This window comes from Micromonospora sp. NPDC005173 (genome assembly GCF_040608515.1).
Taxonomy (GTDB): Bacteria; Actinomycetota; Actinomycetes; order Mycobacteriales; family Micromonosporaceae; genus Micromonospora.
Genome location: NZ_JBEXIK010000003.1, coordinates 323,645 through 341,229 on the forward strand (window position 1 = coordinate 323,645; position 17,585 = coordinate 341,229).

A 17,585-nucleotide genomic window follows, 5' to 3' on the forward strand; every position below is an offset into this window, starting at 1 on the left:
CCCGACGCGTGTTCCCTGCGACCGACACGGGGAGGTAGCGGGTGCCGGACGTCGACGGGTTCGACGAGTTCTACCGCGGGAGCCGACAACGGCTGCTCGGTTTCGTCTACGTGCTCACCGGCGATCGGGTCGAGGCGCAGGACGCCGTGCAGGAGGCGTACATCCGGGCGTGGCAGCGCTGGTCGACGGTCAGCCGGTACGACGAGCCGGAGGCGTGGGTGCGGGTGGTGGCCAGCCGGATCGCGGTCAGCCGGTGGCGCAGCCTGCGCAGCCGTGCCCGCGCGTACCTGCGGCACGGGGCCGCCACCGAAGCCGTTCCCGGCCCGGGCACCGACACCGTCGAGGTGGTCGCCGCGCTGCGCCGGCTGCCCGAGGAGCAACGCACCGCCATCGCCCTGTACTACCTGGTCGGCATGCCGGTCGCCGAGGTGGCGCGGGAGACCGATGCACCGGTCGGCACGGTCAAGGCCCGACTCTCCCGGGGGCGCGCCGCGCTCGCCGGTCTGCTCGCCGTCTCTGATCTGGAGGAGGCTACCGATGCGTGACGACCTGGCATTCATCGAGCGGGTTCACCGGGACCTGGGGGATGTGCGGTGGCCAGAGCCGCAGGAGATCCGGGCGCGGGCCCGGCGACGCAGCCGACGTGCCGTCGTGGCGGCGACGGTCGTGTTGACGCTCGCGGGCGTGTCCGCCTTCGTGGTGACCGCAGGCGGGAGGGAGTTGGCACCGCCTCAGGTGGCGGCCTCGGCCTCCCCGGACGCACCCGCCCGCGGCGAGATCACCGCTGACTCCCTGGTGCAGCCGGCCGATCTGGCCCAGCCGGCGCAGGTGCAGCTCAGCCAGTCGGGGCTGGGGGAGCCGGTCCTCATCGAGGACATGCTGGGTTACTGCCGGCAGAGCCGGGGGATGACACCCGTCTGGGAAACGTCCCGCTGGTCACGATCGCAGACCCTGCTGCGGGAAGGCCCTGATGGTGCCGCCCTCACCCCCACCGATGTGCTGCTCAGCCAGGACCTGTACCGGGTGACGCCGGATGCGGCGGAGTCGTTCTTCGGCGACCTCGACCGGCGGGTGGCACCCTGCGCCGAATGGCGCAGCGTCGGGCCCTACGAGGTGGCCGGAAGCACGGGTACCGGCGAGGCGGTGCACCGCTGGGCGGTGGTCCAGCGAGGCTTCGCGGGCGACGGAGCAGCCCTGCTGCGTCACACCGTCTCGCAGCCCCGCGATCAGAAGACCGGCAAGGCCATCGGGGGTGGACCCCGGTCGACCAGCATCGCGGTGGTGCAGGTGGGCGACCTGATCGCGGTGCTCGCCCTTGGCGAGGACGGCACCGAGCCGGAGCTGAGCCGCCTCGCCGAGACGGCCGCCCGCCGTATGTGCCTCGCCGCCAACCCGTCGTGCTGACGCCGGTTCTTGATCCGCGCGCGTCGCGCTCAGAGGGGGATGTTGCCGTGCTTCTTCGGGGGCAGGGTCTCGCGCTTGGTGCGCAGGACGCGTAGCGCCCGGACGATCTGGGTGCGCGTCTCGTGCGGCGGGATGACCGAGTCGATGTACCCACGCTCGGCCGCCACGTACGGGTTGGCCAGGGTGTCCTCGTACTCGGCGATCTTCTCGGCCCGGACCGCAGCCGGGTCCTCGGCACCGGCCAGCTCGGAGCGGTAGAGGATGTTCACCGCGCCCTGCGCGCCCATCACCGCGATCTGCGCCGTCGGCCAGGCGAAGTTCAGGTCCGCGCCGAGGTGCTTGGAGCCCATCACGTCGTACGCCCCGCCGTACGCCTTGCGGGTGATCACGGTGACCTTGGGGACGGTCGCCTCGGCGTACGCGTAGATGAGCTTGGCGCCCCGGCGGATGATGCCGTCCCACTCCTGGCCGGTGCCGGGCAGGAAGCCGGGCACGTCCACGAAGGTCAGCACCGGGATGTTGAACGCGTCGCAGGTGCGGACGAACCGGGCGGCCTTCTCGGAGGCGGCGATGTCCAGCGTGCCGGCGAAGTGCATCGGCTGGTTGGCCACCACGCCGACCGGTCGTCCCTCGACCCGGCCGTAGCCGACCACGATGTTCTGCGCGTAGAGCGGCTGGACCTCGAGGAACTCCCCGTCGTCGAGGACGTGCTCGATCACCCGGTGGATGTCGTACGGCTGGTTGGCCGAGTCCGGGATCAGCGTGTCCAGTTCGCGGTCGTCGTCGCTGATCTCCAGGTCGGCAGGGGCCTCGAGGACCACCGGCTCGTCGAGGTTGTTCGACGGCAGGTACGACAGCAGCGCCTTGACGTAGTCGACCGCGTCCTCCTCGTCGCTGGCGAGGTAGTGCGCGTTGCCGCTGCGCGAGTTGTGCGTGCGGGCTCCGCCCAGCTCCTCCATGCCGACGTCCTCGCCGGTCACCGTCTTGATCACGTCCGGGCCGGTGATGAACATGTGCGAGGTCTGGTCGACCATCACGGTGAAGTCGGTGACCGCGGGGGAGTAGACCGCGCCGCCGGCGCAGGGCCCCATCACCAGCGAGATCTGCGGGATGACCCCGGAGGCCCGGACATTGCGGAAGAAGATCTCGCCGTAGAGGCCGAGGGAGACCACGCCCTCCTGGATGCGCGCCCCGCCGGAGTCGTTGATGCCGACCACCGGGCAGCCGATCTTCATGGCCAGGTCCATCACCTTGACGATCTTCTCGCCGAAGACCTCGCCGAGTGAGCCACCGAAGACCGTGAAGTCCTGGGCGAAGACGCAGACCTGTCGGCCGTCCACCGTGCCGTAGCCGGTGACCACGCCATCGCCGTACGGGCGGTTCTTCTCCAGCCCGAAGGCTGTGGACCGGTGCCGGGCCAGCTCGTCCAGCTCGACGAAGGAGCCCTCGTCGAGCAGCATCTCGATCCGCTCACGGGCGGTCTTCTTACCCCGCGCGTGCTGCTTCTCGACCGCACGCGCCGATCCGGCGTGCACCGCCTCGTCGACCCGGCGCTCCAGGTCCGCCAGCTTGCCCGCGGTGCTGTGGATGTTGGTCCCGGTCTCGGTAGTCACCCAGGGAATATAACGATGGTTCAGGCCGACGCGGCTGTGCAGTACGCCTCAATGCCGGTCCGGCCACCGCCGTAGGCTGGCGGAATGCCGGGCTCCCCGTACACCGATCTGGACCGCCCGCCGCTGTCGGTGACCCGGCTGCGGCGCGCGCTGGTCGCGCCGCACGGCCCGTGGGCCCGGCTGGAGCTGCGCGCCGAGACCGGCTCCACCAACGCCGATGTGGCCGAGGCGGCGCGGGCCGGCGAGCCGGAGGGTCTGGTCGTGGTCGCCGAGCGGCAGACCGCCGGGCGGGGCCGGCGCGGCCGGGTCTGGCAGTCGCCGCCGCGGGCCGGGATCGCCACCAGCGTGCTGCTGCGGCCCGGCGAGGCCGTGCCGGACCGCGGCTGGCCGGCGGCGCCACCGACGGGGTACGGCTGGCTGCCGCTCCTGGCCGGCGTCGCGCTGGTCGAGGCGGTGGCCCGGCTGGCCGAGCTGGAGGCCAACCTGAAGTGGCCCAACGACCTGCTGATCGGTGGTGCCAAGTGCGCCGGCGTGCTGGCCGAGGGGATTCCCGGGCGCGCACCGGCCCAGCCGCCAGCCATCGTGCTCGGCATCGGGCTCAACGTGACGCTGCGCGCCGACGAGCTGCCGGTGAACCCGACCGGGCTGCCGGCCACCTCGCTGCAACTGGCCGGTGCGGCGGCCACCGACCGGGACCCGCTGCTCCGGGCGCTGCTGCGGGCGGTGGCCGACTGGTACGACCGCTGGCGTGCCGCTGGCGGAGACGCCGTGGCCAGCGGCCTGCGTGACGCCTACCTGGCGGCCTGCGCCACGGTCGGCCGCGAGGTGCGGGTCCTCCTACCCAACGGCGACGACGTGACCGGCACCGCCACCGGCATCGACGCCGACGGCCAACTCCTCATCACCACCCCCGCCGGCGACCGCGTCCTGGCCGCAGGCGACGTCCTCCACCTCCGCTGACCCGCACCACACCGTTTCGCGATCTTGCAGGTGCTTTCCGGCAGAACGGGCGAGAGCCGCGTAGCGGTGATCGAGGGCGCAAGATCGCGAAGAGTGGGATGGGGGCCACGTGGCGGATGTTGTGTACAGGGGTGGGGGGTTTACGGTCAGCGCGTCATTTCTGCGTTGGAGGTTTGCCGTGGCGTTCCCCGAAGACGTGCTCACCGAGGACGAGCATGTCGTGCTGCACCTACACCCGCACTGGAAGGCGTTGATCCGGCCGATCGCGGTGCTGGTGCTCGCCATCGCCGCGGTGGTGGCCGGCGTGCTGCTGCTCCCCTCGAGCGGCGGTGGGTCGATCGCGCTGGCCGTGATCGGGGTGATCGCCCTGGTCGCGGCACTCTGGCTCGGGCTGTGGCCGTTCCTGGTCTGGCGCACCACGCACTATCTGTTCACCGACGAGCGGGTGCTGCTCCAGCAGGGTGTCTTCTCCCGGGACCGGCGGGACATCCCGCTCACCCGGATCAACGACCACTCGATGAACCAGCGTTTCCTTGAGCGGGTGCTCGGCTGCGGCACGCTCACCATCGAGTCCGCCGGAGAGCGGGGCCAGTCGGTGCTCGCCGACGTCCCGGGTGTCGGCCGGGTGCAGACCAAGCTGTACGAACTGGTCGAGGCGCAGCACGACAAGCACTCGCTGGGCGATGGGGAGATGCGCGACATCCTCTCCGACATGCGCGAGGGCAAGCCGCTCCGCGACACCACGAGCTGACCCCGACGCACGACCGCCCCGGCCGACGGGCCGGGGCGGGTCAGTCCGTCGGCTTTCTCTCGGTCAGGGCGCCAGTTTCGGCCGGGCCGCCCGTCTCGGGCGGGATGTTCTCCGGTGCGGGCTCGGTCGGGCGTAGGGCGAACCAGCCGCGGAAGCGGGTCCGCAGCACCTCCTGTTCGGGCCGGTCGTCCGGGCCGAGGCGGAGCATGGTGCCGGTGAGGCTGGCGGTGCCGAGGCCGGGGCGGGCGGTGGACGGCCGGGCGCCCATCACGTCGACCCGGACGGCGAGTCGGTCCCCGGCACGTACCGGGGCGAGCCAGCGCAACTCCTCCAGACCGGGGGAGGCGTCCGCCGCCGCCCGGGACAGCAGGTGGTCGACGTACGCCCGCATGAACAGGCTGACCGTGTAGAAGCCGCTGGCGATCAGCCCGCCGTGCCGGCTCGCCCCGGCCAGCTCCGGGTCGACGTGGTACCACTGCGGGTCGAAGCGGCGGGCGAAGGCGACCATCTCGTCGCCGTCCACGGTGACCACGCCCAGGTCGACGGTGAGACCTGGCACGAGATCCTCGAAGAACAGCTCGGCGGGGGCTCCGGTGCCGGAGCGCGCGGTGGGCGCGGTCACCGGCGGGGCGTGCGCCGGGTGCCGACGTGCAGCTCCGCAGCGAGTTCCGCGTCCAGGTCGGCGGTGAGGCCGGCGGTCAGCGGCGTGGGCCGCCCCTGAGAGGGAGCGCCGTTCGGGCTGGGTGTCGGGGCCGGGCGCTCATCGGAATGCGCCTCCTCCAGCTCGGAGACGGATTCGGCCAGCTCGGCGACCGGGTCCATCTCGGCCACGTTGTCCCACTCGTCACGCGGAATGCTGTGCCAGGTGGGCTCGGCCTTCGCCTCGGCCTCGGCTGGTTCGATGGGCTGGAAGACGAAGGTCCGGTACGACCAGAACCGGAACAGCGTGGCCAGCAGGACGCCGCCCGTCTTGGCCACGTTCAGCGCCAGCAGGCTGTTCACGCCGAGCCCGTACTTGGCCGCGGCCAGCACACCCAGTTCGATGATCAGGCCGGTCGCGTTGAAAAGGAAAAACAGGACGTACTCCCGCCGGAGCGCCGATTTCGGGCGATCCCGGTACGTCCAATGGCGATTCATTAGATACGACGTGATCGTGGCGACGATGGTCGCGATCACGGTGGCCTTCAACTGACCGTCGGCAAAGACGGTGAGTGCAAGTGCATTGAACACCGCGTAATTGATGACGGTGTTGATGCCGCCGACGATGCCGAATTTGAGCGCCTCGTGGATGAACTTCTGCCAGCGCTCAGGCAGCAGACGGACAAGACGCATGCGAAACACCTTAGGTCAGTCGGTGAAGCCGGCGATCACCGGCCGAACGAGTGGGCGGCAGGTCACGCCCCGTGGTCACGGTCGTGCTTCACCTGCGGAACGGGCCGCGTTCCCGCTTCGACGAAGACGAACCGCCGGTAGGACCAGAATCGGAACAGCGTGCCGAGGCCCGTGCCGACGACGAAGCTGGCGACGTTGTCGGCCAGCCGCGTCTGGAACACAGCCGGCCAGATGCTGCCCAGTCCGTACCGGCTGATCGCGAGGCAGGCCACCGCGATGCCGAGGCCGACGGCGTTGAAGAAGAAGAACAGCGCGTACTCCCGGGCCGGGTTGTTGCGCTGGCGGTGCCGCCAGGTCCAGAACCGGTTGCCGAGGAAGGCGACGGAGGCCGCGATCACGGTGGAGATCGTCTTCGCCGTCACCTGCTCCATGCCGCGCGCGGTCGTCAGGTAGTTGAAGAGCGCGAAGTCGAGGAGGAAGGCGATGCCGCCCACCGTGGCGAACTTGCTCAACTCGCGGACGAGGTGACCGAAACGGTCGAGCAGTGCCCGGACCAGACCCGGTCTGGTCTGCCGGGGACCCGGTTGCTCCCCGGTCATTGTGGCGGCCACGGGCCGAGCCTACCGGCTGTTGACCAGTCAGCGGGGTAGCAACGGCGAGCAGGCGTCGTCACTGGTTCCGACCCTCCGTCGGGTGCGCCGCTGTTGAACGCAGCGTAACCAATCCGGAGGACTGACGCGCCACGGAACGGGAATCAACCAACCGGTCGGCGGGACCGGTCCACGGCCGGACCGCGACTCGCGTCGACCGGGGTGCACAACAAGATTTGCGTGAAACTGCGCAGGAAAGCGGGTATCAGATCGTGATGCCGCAGCGTGGCCGTACCTTGTGCAGTTCTTCACAACCTGTCCCACTGACTCGGAAGGCTGCCCGGTTTACGCTGAGGCCAATCCCAGGTTTCCACGAAGGCGACGCATCGCGCCGCTGAGACTCGTGCATCCCATAGATCGGTCAGCGTCGACCACAAGGAGATGTGTCATGGTTGCTCCGGCTGTTGTGCGGGGTATCGATCAGGCCCCGACGTCCCATCCGAAACTACTCGCCTGGGTCCGTGAGGTCGCGGAACTGACCACCCCCGACCGCGTCGTCTGGGTGGACGGGTCCGACGAGGAGTGGCGCCGCCTCACCGACGAACTGGTCGAGGCCGGGACCCTGATCCGGTTGAACCCGGAGAAGAAGCCCAACTCGTTCTACGCGCGTACCGACCCGACGGACGTCGCCCGGGTCGAGGAACGCACCTTCATCTGCTCCGTCGACGAGGCGGACGCCGGCCCCACCAACAACTGGATGGCGCCGGCCGAGATGAAGCGGACGATGACCGACCTGTACCGCGGCTCGATGCGCGGGCGCACCATGTACGTCATCCCGTTCGTCATGGGCCCGGTCGAGGCCGAGAGCCCGATGTTCGGCGTCGAGATCACCGACAGCCCGTACGTGGTCGCCTCGATGCGCATCATGACCCGGATGGGCGCCAGGGTCCTTGAGGCGATGGGTGACGACGCGGACTTCGTGCACGCGCTGCACTCGATCGGCGCCCCGCTCGCCCCAGGCCAGCAGGACGTCGCGTGGCCGTGCAACGAGACGAAGTACATCTCGCACTTCCCGGAGAGCCGCGAGATCTGGTCGTACGGCTCCGGCTACGGCGGCAACTCGCTGCTCGGCAAGAAGTGCTACTCGCTGCGGATCGCCAGCGTGATGGGGCGCGACGAGGGCTGGCTCGCCGAGCACATGCTGATCCTCAAGATCACCTCGCCGGAGGGCAAGGTCTACCACATCGCGGGCGCGTTCCCCTCCGCCTGCGGCAAGACCAACCTGGCCATGGTGGAGCCGACCATCCCCGGTTGGAAGGTCGAGACCATCGGCGACGACATCGCCTGGATGCGGTTCGGTGAGGACGGCCGGCTGTACGCGGTCAACCCGGAGTACGGCCTCTTCGGCGTCGCGCCGGGCACCGACTGGAAGACCAACGCCAACGCGATGCGGACGCTGGACCGGGGCAACTCCATCTTCACCAACGTCGGCCTCACCGACGATGGGGACATCTGGTGGGAGGGCATGGGAGAGCCCCCGGCGCACCTGATCGACTGGAAGGGCAACGACTGGACGCCGGAGAGCGACGGCCTCTCCTCGCACGCGAACAGCCGGTTCTGCACCCCGATCACCCAGTGCCCGATCCTGGCAGACGACTACTACGACCCGAACGGCGTGCCGATCGACGCGATCCTCTTCGGCGGCCGTCGCAAGGACACCATCCCGCTGGTGACCGAGGCGCGCGACTGGGTGCACGGCGTCTACATGGGGGCGACGCTCTCCTCGGAGACCACCGCCGCCGCGTCCGGCGCGGTCGGCGTGGTCCGCCGCGACCCGATGGCCATGCTGCCGTTCATCGGCTACAACGCCGGTGACTACTTCCGGCACTGGATCGAGATGGGCAAGGGCACCGACGGCGACGAGGCCAAGCTGCCCAAGATCTACTACGTCAACTGGTTCCGCAAGGACCCGGAGGGCTCGTTCCTCTGGCCGGGCTTCGGCGAGAACTCCCGGGTGCTCAAGTGGGTCGTCGAGCGGATCGAGGGCCGGGCCGATGCGGTGGAGACGCCGATCGGCATGGTCCCGGCCCCGGACGCACTGGACGTCGAGGGTCTGGACATGACCCCGGAGGACGTCCGGATCGCGCTGAAGGTCGACCCGGATGAGTGGCGCAACGAGTTGCCGCTTGTCACCGAGTGGTTCGAGAAGTTCGGTGACAAGCTGCCAGGCGTGCTCTGGGCCGAGCTGGACGCGCTGCGGGCCCGCCTGGACGCCACGCAGCCGCAACGGTAGGTGTGAAGATCGCCCGTCGCGGGCATCATCAGATCCCATGAGGACGGCCGCCGAGACCGAGGTCCGGCGGCCGTCCGCCGTCCGGGTGCTCACCATCCTGCTCGCGACGACCGCGGCGGCCACCGTCGTGGTCGAGCTGCTCAACTGGTGGTACGCCCCGGAGCAGGGCTTCGGGCTGGCGGTGCGGACCGGCTGGGCCATGCTGCGCTCGTTCGGCTTCCTGTTGCTGATCGGGCACGTCCGCCGGGGCCGGACCGTGGCCCGCCCGTTCGGGCTGATCCTCGCCGTCACCACGATCTTCGCCGTCGGCCGGTTGATCGTGCCCCGGCAGGGGGTGCCTCCGCTGCCCGGATTGCTCGGCTTCGCCGCGCTCACCGCGCTCTGTGCGGCGGTGGTCTGGCTGCTCTACCGCTCGCCGGCGCTGGCCGGTCACCTCGTCCGGCACCGGCCCCGGCTGGTCATCGACCGAGCCGGCATCTCCTGGCGGGAGACCCCGCCGCGTCGGCGACAGGCCAGCGCCTGGCTGCTGACCAGCCGGGTCGCGGCGTTCACCTACAGCCCGCTGATGCTGGTGCCAGCGTTGGTGGCCGGCGGATCCATCCTGGACGGTCGGCTGGCCGCGGTGCCGGCCGTGCTGTTCTGGTTCGGTGCCGGCATCGCGGCCAGCTACGCGGTGCTGTTCTGCACCGCGTTCCTGATGCGCGGCAAGGACTGGGCTCGCGGGCTGCTGGTCGTCGTCACGGTGGCTGTGCTCGCCGTCGACCTGCCGCTGTGCTGGTGGCTGCTGGGGGTGGACGGCCTGGTCCGGGACGGCGGCCCGCTGCTCGCCGCCGCCGCGCTGACGCTGCACGGACTCTGGCGAGCGCCTCGCGCCGCCGACGCCGCCGACGCCGCCGTCCCAGCCTGAACCCGGCCTGAATCCGGCCTCACGTGGCCGGCGAGCCGGCCCCCGGTCGATGCCCCGCAGTCCTGGGCTGTACCGCTTCGGTCTGGCAGGTGCGCGGCGCGGCGAATGCGGCTGGACCCCTTCCACCTGGCGTACTCACCTGTCGGCGGGCCTCCGATAAGGCGGGCTGGCCTACGCGCGCGGGTGGTCCTGTCTCTGCCTCAGAGACGATGGCGTGCGGTGTCGGCGGCGGTCGCGGCGAGGACCACCGCCTGTGTGTGGGCCTATCGAGCTGCCCCAGATTTGGATCGGGCTGGCGTGTGTGTGGGTGGGTCCTGTCGAGCTGCTCCAGATTTGGACCGGGTTGGCGTGTGTGTGTGGGTCCTGTCGAGCTGCTCCAGATTTGGACCGGGCTGGCGTGTGCACGCGGGTGGGTCCTGTCGAGGTGCCCCAGATTTGGACCGGGTTGGCGTGCGTGCGGTGGTCGCTGTCGAGCTGCCCCAGATATGGACCGGCTGGCGTGTGCGTGCGGGTGGGACCTATCGAGCTGCCCCACACATGGACCGGCTGGCCTGCGCCCGCGCCCGCGCCCGCGCGTCTGGGTCCCGGTGCCCCATATCTGGGGCAGCTCGACAGGGGCCTGGACAGGTGGCCCTGACCGACGGGGATTCAACGGAAGCCCGGGCACGACTGGTCACGGCCAGCCTGGCACCCAAGCGGGGGCAGGGGCCGGGCGGGGCGTAGGCGGCGGCGATTGGGGATTGGGGATTGGGGATTGGGGATGGGGATTTCGGCCCGGCCGGGCCGTTGAGGACCGGTCGACGCGAGCGGGCAGGGGGCAGGATGGCGGGTGGCGTCGGTCACAGCGGCCGGCGTCGAGCGGCGCAGGCGGCTCGCCGGGCGGGGCGGGGCGGGAAGGGCCGGGCCGCGTTGGCGGGAGGGAGGCGCGCGGTGAGCGACGAGTTCGATGTGGTGGTGGTGGGAGCGGGGCCGGCCGGGGCGGCCGCCGCGCTGACGGCCCGCCGGGCGGGTGCCAGTGTGCTGCTGCTGGACCGGGCCGACTTTCCCCGGGACAAGGCGTGCGGCGACGGGATCGCCGCGCACTCGGTGGACGTGCTCGCCGAACTGGGCGTGACCGAGGCGGTGGCGGGATACGCCCCGCTGCCCGCGCTGCGCATGATCGCCCCGGGCGGTGGCGCGGTGGCCCGGGCGCTGCCCCGGCCGGCGTACACCGTGCCCCGGCAGGTCTTCGACGCGCGGCTGGTGGCGGCCGCGGTGGCTGCCGGCGCGCAGCTGCGCCGGCACACCGTCCGCCAGGTCGAGCCGCGTGCCGACCGGGTGGTGCTCGACGGGGAGCTGTCCGGCCGGGTGGTGGTGGGCGCGGACGGTGCCGGGTCGGTGGTGCGCCGGGCACTCGGTCACCCGGTGAACCCCGACCGGCACCTGGCGCTGGCCATCCGGGGGTACGCGCCGGCGCTGCCCGGCCCGTCCGAGCAGGTCATCGTCACGTCGCAGGCGCGCTGGCCGGCGTACGCCTGGTCGTTTCCGATCGGCGACGGGCGGGCGAACGTCGGGTACGGGGAGGTGCTGCGCGGTGAGCCGCTGAGCCGGGCGTACCTGCTGGATCGGCTGGCCGCGCTGCTGCCCGGCACCGACCTCGGGACGGTGACCGCGCTGCGCGCCCACCACCTGCCGCTGTCCACCCATCGGCCCGCACCGGGGCAGGGCCGCACTCTGCTGGTCGGCGACGCGTTGTCGCTGATCAACCCGTTCACCGGGGAGGGCATCTTCTACGCGCTGCTCTCCGGCGCGCTGGCCGGGGCGGCGGCGGCTCACGCACCCGAGGGTGCCGCCCGTCGCTACGCCGACGGACTGCGCCGCCGCCTCGGCACCCACCTGCGGCACAGCTCGGTGGCAGCCTGGCTGGCGCGACGCCGGCGAGTGGTCGACGCGGCGGTCCGGGCGGCCCGTCGGGACGACCGGGTGTTCGACGATGTGGTGGAGCTGGGACTCGGCGACGGGCGGCTCACCGCCCGCACCCTGGCCATGATCGGCATCGCGCTGCCAGGCGGGGATGGGCCTCCGAGGCGATGATCCGCCCCGCGGGTCGCTACGCTGCTAGGTGATGACGCTGCGGAACCTTATCTACTCCGTGTACGAGCGCCGGCTCACGGCGAAGCTCGCGGGTAAGCCGGTGCCCCGACACGTCGGGGTGATGTGCGACGGCAACCGCCGGTGGGCGAGGGAGATGGGCTTCGTCGACCCGAACGACGGGCATCGGGTCGGCGCCGCGAAGATCAAACACGTCCTCGGCTGGTGCGACCAGGCCGGCATCGGGCACGTCACGCTCTACCTGCTGGCCACGGACAACCTGCGCCGGCCGGCCCGCGAGCTGGACCCGCTGCTGAAGATCATCGAGGATCTGGTGGTGGAGTTGGCCGAGGAGGGCAACCCCTGGCGGCTGCGCATCGTCGGCGCGCTCGACCTGCTGCCCGCGCAGACCGCGGCGGCGCTCAAGGGCGCCGAGGAGCGCACCCGGGAGCGCAGCGGCGGCGCGGAGGTCAACATCGCGGTGGGCTACGGCGGCCGACGGGAGATCACTGACGCGGTCCGCTCGCTGCTGCTGGAGCACGCCGCCTCCGGCGGCACCATCGAGGAGTTGGCCGAGGTGCTGGACGTCGAGCACATCAGCGAGCACCTCTACACCCGCGGCCAGCCCGACCCCGACCTGGTCATCCGCACCAGTGGCGAGCAGCGCCTGTCCGGCTTCATGCTCTGGCAGTCCGCGCACTCGGAGTTCTACTTCTGCGAGCTCAACTGGCCGGATTTCCGGCATATCGACTTCCTGCGCGCACTCCGCTCGTACGCCACCCGGCAACGCCGCTACGGCGTCTGAGCGGGCAGCGCCACTCAGACGCCCGGCCCGCTCAGGGCAGGTGGGTCAGCGCTCGGGTGAGGAAGTCACCCAGAGCGGCCGGGGACTCGATGGTCAGGTCGGCGGCATTGGCCACCTCATGGCCGGTCTCCGGGTTGGCCACCGCGACGCAGACGCCGAAGAAGTCCGGGTCGGCGGCGGCCCGGGCGCGCAGCGCGGCGAACGCCTTGATGTCCGAGACGTCGTCGCCGAAGTACCAGGCGCCGGTGGCATCCCGGACCACCTCGCCGATGACCATGCCCTTGTCCCGGTCGACGGGCGGCTTGAGCTCCAGCACCATCCGCCCGGCCTGCACCCGCAGCCCCAGTCGGTCGGCCTGCGCCTGCCCCCACTGCTGCACGGTCGGACCGAGCTGCGGCGCGGTACGCCAGTGCAGCGCGACGGAGAGCCGCTTGTATTCGACCAGCGTGCCCGGCGGCAGCTCCGCCCGAGCCAGGTCGGCCAGCTCCGCCATGGTCGGCACCCAGGGCAGCGCGGCCGGTTCCGTGACGGTCTCGCCGCCGGAGTGGCTGTGCTCCAGCCCGTAGAGGCCGTAGAGATCCACGCCGGCGAGCCCACCGAGTTGGTCCCGGAGGAACTCGACCGGTCGGGCGGAGACGATCGCGACCCGCTGTACCACCAGGGCCAGCGCCTCGATGGCGGCCAGCGCCTTGGGAGCGGGGCGTACCGCGGTCGGATCGTCGTCGACGGGCGCGAGCGTGCCGTCGAAGTCGAAGAAGAGCACGGTCCCCCCGGCCCGGCCGGCGGTGGTTCGCCAGGCCTGGTCGGCGTTCAACGGGGTCCTCGGCTGCTGATTGCCCAGATTCAACGGCGGCACGCGCGTCAGCGTACCCCGGCGATCGGGGCTCATTCCTGGCCGAGCGGACCCGTTCGGCGGCGCGTGGTCAGCGTTCGGCGGCCCCTCGTCCGCGGCGGCCGAACGGCACCACCGCAGCATCCTGGCCGTGGCTCAGCAGATATCCCTCCACGAACCCGGTGTTGCGATCACCGGTGTGGTTCTCGATCTCATTGAGCCGTGCGACCAGGAACTCGGTGAGTGCGCTGATCCGGTCGTTCAGCCGCTCGTGCAGCTCGGCGACGACGGCCAGGATGACCGCGGTGCCGGCGCTGGTGAGCGCGAGGAGGTTGACGAGCATTGGAAGCTGCCCGCCGTTGACCGCGAGGGTCACCACGTTGCCGGTCAGCCACAGTGTCATCGACACCGTGGCGACCACGACTGCCAACCACTTCAGGGTCATGGACAGACCCCTCCTTTTGTCCCGCAGGGCTGGGTTCGGCCTTGTCCCGTCCCCCCGCCGATGACGAGCCCAAGCAGTACGAATAGGGACGCTAGCGTGCCCGTTCCGGCCCCGGAGGCAAACGAATGAACCCGACCAGGCGTTCTTTCGCCATCTGAGGAACTACCCTGCTTGATTCCCTCTTTTTCGGACATCGGTCGGCAACGTTGGTCGGTATGCGAGATAACGGATGGTTTCGCGGATGTGGAACTTCTCCGCGTCCGACACGTTCGGATCAACCAGCCGGCGCAGCAACGCCTCCACGTCCGGGTCCATCGGAGGTGCCGGTTGGCCGGCGCGAGGGCCGGCGGCGGTGCGGTCCCAGCCGAGCGCGGCGAAGGCGGCGGCCGGATTCAGCCCGAGGCCCTCACAGAAGGCGACCACCCGTTCGGCCTCCGGATCACTGGCCCAGTCGCCCCGGACCCACCGGTTGATGGTCTGCCGGGAGACGCCGGTGCGCCGGGACACCTCGGTGCCGCTCCAGGCCCGGGTCGCCCGCGCCTCGTCGAGCGCACGCCGGACGAAGGTGGCGAAGGCGATCTTCCGCGCGTTGGCCGTCTCGGTCACCCCGTGACGGTACGGCCACCCGGCTGTGGGCGCGTGCTCTGGCACGCTGCTGTCACGCGAACGTGACGGATGCTTCGGATTTCTGGTAAACGATCCAGCGCCGCTCTTGAGGGGTCTCACCCGGGCAGAATAGATGCTCCTAGTGGTGGCGGTAAACGCCCGAAAAGCTGATACTGTCACGCTCATGGGACAATCTACGGTGTGTCTCGTGCATGAGACGACTGGTGCTCACATGCGTCACGCCTCCGGTGCCTGGGAGGTGCGGTGACCGAGCTCGCCACCCGAGCCCAGGCCTTCGGGCTGATCGCCGAGGGAGTAGCCGCAGGGCTGAGCGCCCCCTGGCGCCTCTACCTCGCCCGAGGCTGCCGCTACCTGTCGCTGAGCGTCGGCGACCGCGACGAGTGGAACTCCTGGCGTACCCATCTCGGTTGCCCCGAGCTGAGCGTCCGGGTCTATGACGCGGGCGGCGAGATCCGCCGCTCCTCGGTCGCCGAGGTCGTCTTGGACGGCTGCCGGATGAGCGTCGAGCTGGTCGAGGAGGTCAGCACCGACGACCTGGACCGGCTGCTGGTCGCGGATCCCACCACCGTCGAGCCGGAGGAGCGATGACCCGACGTCCGGGGCCGGCCGGAGCCGCCCGATGAGCCCATTCCTCGCGGTCTTCCTCGTCCTGGTGCTCGGTGCGACCAGCTACGCGGCCGGCCGGCTGCATGGGCAGCTCAGCTACCGCATCGGCTACCGCTTCGGCTACCGGCAGGGCTACTTCGACGGCGACCGGGGTGCCTGGAACCGGCGCCGCCGCGACGCCCAGGCCGCGATCGCCTCCGCCCTGTCGGTCTCTCCAACGGGCGCCGTCCGGTCCGCCGGCACCGTTGCCCGCGCCGGCAGTGGCGCGGGCCCCGGCACCGTCGCCCGGGCCGGCACTGTCGTGGGCCCCGGCACCACCTACACCGGCTCGTCGTTCACCGCGCCGGCCGCCCCGATCACCGGGCGGCACCCGACCGGCACGCTCGTCCGACGGACCGGCTGAGGTCGGTCGGCGGGCCGTCAAGCGCGGACCCGCCGACCGCCACCACGAGCGCGGTGCGTCGTCCGCGGCGGACACGCACCGTCGGGGCCACGTCAGACCGGTGACGGTGGCCCCGCCGGCCGGGATGCGCGCAGGGGGCATGCATCCCGGCCGGCTTCGCCGCGCCAATCCCGGCCGTACTTCTCCCGGCCGGCCAGCGCCCCGGTCGGCGGGCTGTTCGCACGGCCGTCCCCGGAGATCCACGATCGCCCTCTAGCCGGGACGGTCCGCCGCCGCTAGCGTCTAGGCATGGCACGGGGTTCTCCCGAGCCAACCGGCCCGCCCGGACCTGCGACCTCGCGCACGGGGCCCGCATCCGACCCCGTGTCTCCGGGCACCGGACGAGGCGGAACACGGGTGGCCGGGTGCCCATCCGTCGGAGCAGGCCTGTGACGACTCGCCGTACCACCGCCGGTGCCGACCAGACCCCGGCCGCGACTGCCACGACCCGCCGCGCCACCCGGAGCCGCCGTACGGCGGCCGCCGCGCCGGCCGATCCCAAGGAGCCGCGACCAGCCGGCCAGGCGTTCGTCCTGGACACGTCCGTGCTGCTCTCCGATCCGGCGGCATTCCACCGGTTCGCCGAGCACGAGGTGGTGCTGCCACTGGTGGTCATCACCGAGTTGGAGGGCAAGCGGCACCATCCGGAGCTGGGCTGGTTCGCCCGACAGTCGCTGCGGATGCTCGACGAGCTGCGGATCCAGCACGGTCGGTTGGATCGGCCTGTGCCTGCCAACGACGTCGGCGGCACGCTGCGGGTGGAGCTGAACCACACCGACGACGGCGTACTGCCGCCCGGGTTCCGCACCGAGAGCAACGACGCCCGCATCCTCTCCGTGGCGCTCAACCTCGCCGCCGAAGGGCGGGAGGTCACCCTGGTCAGCAAGGACATGCCGCTGCGGGTCAAGGCCGCCTCGGTGGGCCTGCGGGCTGACGAGTACCGGCACGGCCAGGCCAGCGATCCGACCTGGACCGGGATGTCCGAGCTGGAGCTGGGTGAGGAGCAGATCGGTCGGTTGTACGCCGGTGAGTCGCTCGACATCGACGAGGCGGCCGGGCTGCCCTGCCACACCGGCCTGGTGCTGCACTCGGCGCGCGGTTCCGCGCTCGGCCGGGTGTTGCCGGACAAGTCGGTGCGGTTGGTCCGGGGTGATCGGGAGGCGTTCGGGCTGCACGGCCGCTCGGCCGAGCAGCGGGTCGCCCTCGACCTGCTGCTCGACGAGTCGATCGGGATCGTCTCGCTGGGCGGTCGGGCCGGCACCGGCAAGTCGGCGTTGGCGCTCTGCGCCGGGCTGGAGGCGGTGATGGAGCGCCGTCGGCACAAGAAGGTGATCGTGTTCCGCCCGCTGTACGCCGTCGGCGGCCAGGAGTTGGGCTACCTGCCCGGGTCGGAGTCGGAGAAGATGTCGCCGTGGGCCCAGGCGGTCTTCGACACGCTCGGCGCGGTGGTGCACGAGAACGTTCTGGAGGAGGTCACCTCGCGGGGCATCCTGGAGGTGCTGCCGCTGACCCACATCCGTGGGCGCAGCCTGCACGACGCCTTCGTGATCGTGGACGAGGCCCAGTCTCTGGAGCGCGGGGTCCTGCTGACCGTGCTGTCCCGGATCGGGCAGGGCTCGCGGGTGGTGCTCACCCATGACGTGGCCCAGCGGGACAATCTGCGGGTTGGCCGGCATGACGGCGTGACGGCGGTCATCGAGGCGCTCAAGGGCCATCCGCTCTTCGCCCATGTCACGCTCAGCCGTTCGGAGCGGTCGCCGATCGCAGCGATGGTGACGGATCTGTTGGAGGACATCCCACTCTGATGGTGCTTATATAGGGTTTTGTCCGCATTTTTTGTGTGGCGCAGATCACAAACGGGTCGGTTGGTTTCCCATCAGCCTCACTGTGCGCGATGGTGTCCCACGA

The 17,585-nt window shown here is 71.1% G+C and carries 18 protein-coding genes; 11 read left to right on the top strand and 7 right to left on the bottom strand.

Going from position 1 to position 17,585, the window contains the following annotated elements; all coding sequences use genetic code 11:
* Positions 1-41: 41 nt before the first annotated feature.
* The gene (locus tag ABZV00_RS06820; RefSeq protein ID WP_355602480.1) at positions 42-545 is read left to right on the top strand and encodes a SigE family RNA polymerase sigma factor; all 504 of its coding nucleotides are present in this window, start codon (positions 42-44) and stop codon (positions 543-545) included.
* Positions 538-1,404, top strand: a complete 867-nt coding sequence (locus tag ABZV00_RS06825; protein ID WP_355602482.1) for a hypothetical protein — start codon at positions 538-540, stop codon at positions 1,402-1,404. The genes ABZV00_RS06820 and ABZV00_RS06825 overlap by 8 nt, the downstream gene beginning before the upstream one ends.
* 29 nt (positions 1,405-1,433) lie before the next feature.
* Here ABZV00_RS06825 and ABZV00_RS06830 read toward each other — a convergent pair whose 3' ends face one another.
* The gene (locus ABZV00_RS06830) at positions 1,434-3,017 is read right to left on the bottom strand and encodes an acyl-CoA carboxylase subunit beta (RefSeq protein ID WP_355602484.1); all 1,584 of its coding nucleotides are present in this window, start codon (positions 3,015-3,017) and stop codon (positions 1,434-1,436) included.
* An 84-nt stretch (positions 3,018-3,101) separates the two neighbouring features.
* On the opposite strand from ABZV00_RS06830, the gene ABZV00_RS06835 reads away from it, so the two are divergent.
* Positions 3,102-3,977 carry a biotin--[acetyl-CoA-carboxylase] ligase gene (locus ABZV00_RS06835; RefSeq protein ID WP_355602486.1) on the top strand — a complete coding sequence of 292 codons (876 nt, stop codon included), beginning with the start codon at positions 3,102-3,104 and terminating at the stop codon, positions 3,975-3,977.
* Between the two features lie 178 nt (positions 3,978-4,155).
* A complete protein-coding gene (locus ABZV00_RS06840) occupies positions 4,156-4,728 on the top strand; it encodes a PH domain-containing protein (RefSeq protein ID WP_328423497.1) in 573 nt (190 codons plus the stop codon).
* A gap of 40 nt (positions 4,729-4,768) precedes the next feature.
* Here ABZV00_RS06840 and ABZV00_RS06845 read toward each other — a convergent pair whose 3' ends face one another.
* The 3 genes from ABZV00_RS06845 to ABZV00_RS06855 all read right to left on the bottom strand — a co-directional run bounded on the left by ABZV00_RS06845 (position 4,769) and on the right by ABZV00_RS06855 (position 6,671).
* Positions 4,769-5,350, bottom strand: a complete 582-nt coding sequence (locus tag ABZV00_RS06845) for a MaoC/PaaZ C-terminal domain-containing protein (RefSeq protein ID WP_355602488.1) — start codon at positions 5,348-5,350, stop codon at positions 4,769-4,771.
* A complete protein-coding gene (locus ABZV00_RS06850) occupies positions 5,347-6,060 on the bottom strand; it encodes a GtrA family protein (RefSeq protein ID WP_355602611.1) in 714 nt (237 codons plus the stop codon). Before ABZV00_RS06850 ends, ABZV00_RS06845 begins: the two co-directional genes overlap by 4 nt.
* A 62-nt stretch (positions 6,061-6,122) precedes the next feature.
* Entirely contained in the window at positions 6,123-6,671 is a 549-nt protein-coding gene (locus ABZV00_RS06855) for a GtrA family protein (protein ID WP_355602490.1), read from the bottom strand.
* A 427-nt stretch (positions 6,672-7,098) separates the two neighbouring features.
* Between ABZV00_RS06855 and ABZV00_RS06860 the strand changes: the two genes are divergently transcribed.
* The 4 genes from ABZV00_RS06860 to ABZV00_RS06875 all read left to right on the top strand — a co-directional run bounded on the left by ABZV00_RS06860 (position 7,099) and on the right by ABZV00_RS06875 (position 12,725).
* Positions 7,099-8,943: a phosphoenolpyruvate carboxykinase (GTP) gene (locus tag ABZV00_RS06860; protein ID WP_355602492.1), complete on the top strand. Its 1,845-nt coding sequence runs from the start codon at positions 7,099-7,101 to the stop codon at positions 8,941-8,943.
* A 37-nt stretch (positions 8,944-8,980) separates the two neighbouring features.
* Positions 8,981-9,850: a hypothetical protein gene (locus tag ABZV00_RS06865; protein ID WP_355602494.1), complete on the top strand. Its 870-nt coding sequence runs from the start codon at positions 8,981-8,983 to the stop codon at positions 9,848-9,850.
* Positions 9,851-10,780: 930 nt separating this feature from the next.
* Positions 10,781-11,923, top strand: coding sequence for a geranylgeranyl reductase family protein (locus tag ABZV00_RS06870; protein ID WP_355602496.1), 1,143 nt, complete (start codon positions 10,781-10,783; stop codon positions 11,921-11,923).
* 31 nt (positions 11,924-11,954) lie between these two features.
* On the top strand, positions 11,955-12,725 hold the full coding sequence (locus tag ABZV00_RS06875; protein ID WP_328423513.1) for an isoprenyl transferase: 771 nt from the start codon (positions 11,955-11,957) through the stop codon (positions 12,723-12,725).
* A gap of 31 nt (positions 12,726-12,756) precedes the next feature.
* On the opposite strand, the gene otsB is transcribed toward ABZV00_RS06875, so the two are convergent.
* From otsB to ABZV00_RS06890, 3 genes are all read right to left on the bottom strand, one after another.
* The gene (gene otsB, locus ABZV00_RS06880) at positions 12,757-13,581 is read right to left on the bottom strand and encodes a trehalose-phosphatase (protein WP_355602498.1); all 825 of its coding nucleotides are present in this window, start codon (positions 13,579-13,581) and stop codon (positions 12,757-12,759) included.
* Between the two features lie 67 nt (positions 13,582-13,648).
* Positions 13,649-14,002 (bottom strand): hypothetical protein, encoded by a 354-nt coding sequence (locus ABZV00_RS06885; protein ID WP_355602500.1) that lies wholly within the window; start codon positions 14,000-14,002, stop codon positions 13,649-13,651.
* Between the two features lie 162 nt (positions 14,003-14,164).
* Positions 14,165-14,608 (bottom strand): XRE family transcriptional regulator, encoded by a 444-nt coding sequence (locus tag ABZV00_RS06890; protein WP_328423519.1) that lies wholly within the window; start codon positions 14,606-14,608, stop codon positions 14,165-14,167.
* A gap of 264 nt (positions 14,609-14,872) precedes the next feature.
* Here ABZV00_RS06890 and ABZV00_RS06895 point away from each other — a divergent pair, with 264 nt between their 5' ends.
* The 3 genes from ABZV00_RS06895 to ABZV00_RS06905 all read left to right on the top strand — a co-directional run bounded on the left by ABZV00_RS06895 (position 14,873) and on the right by ABZV00_RS06905 (position 17,482).
* Positions 14,873-15,217: a hypothetical protein gene (locus ABZV00_RS06895; RefSeq protein WP_355602502.1), complete on the top strand. Its 345-nt coding sequence runs from the start codon at positions 14,873-14,875 to the stop codon at positions 15,215-15,217.
* A gap of 31 nt (positions 15,218-15,248) precedes the next feature.
* Entirely contained in the window at positions 15,249-15,638 is a 390-nt protein-coding gene (locus ABZV00_RS06900) for a hypothetical protein (protein ID WP_355602504.1), read from the top strand.
* A 428-nt stretch (positions 15,639-16,066) separates the two neighbouring features.
* Complete coding sequence (locus ABZV00_RS06905; RefSeq protein WP_355602506.1) at positions 16,067-17,482, top strand: PhoH family protein; 1,416 nt, start codon at positions 16,067-16,069, stop codon at positions 17,480-17,482.
* Positions 17,483-17,585: the final 103 nt, after the last annotated feature.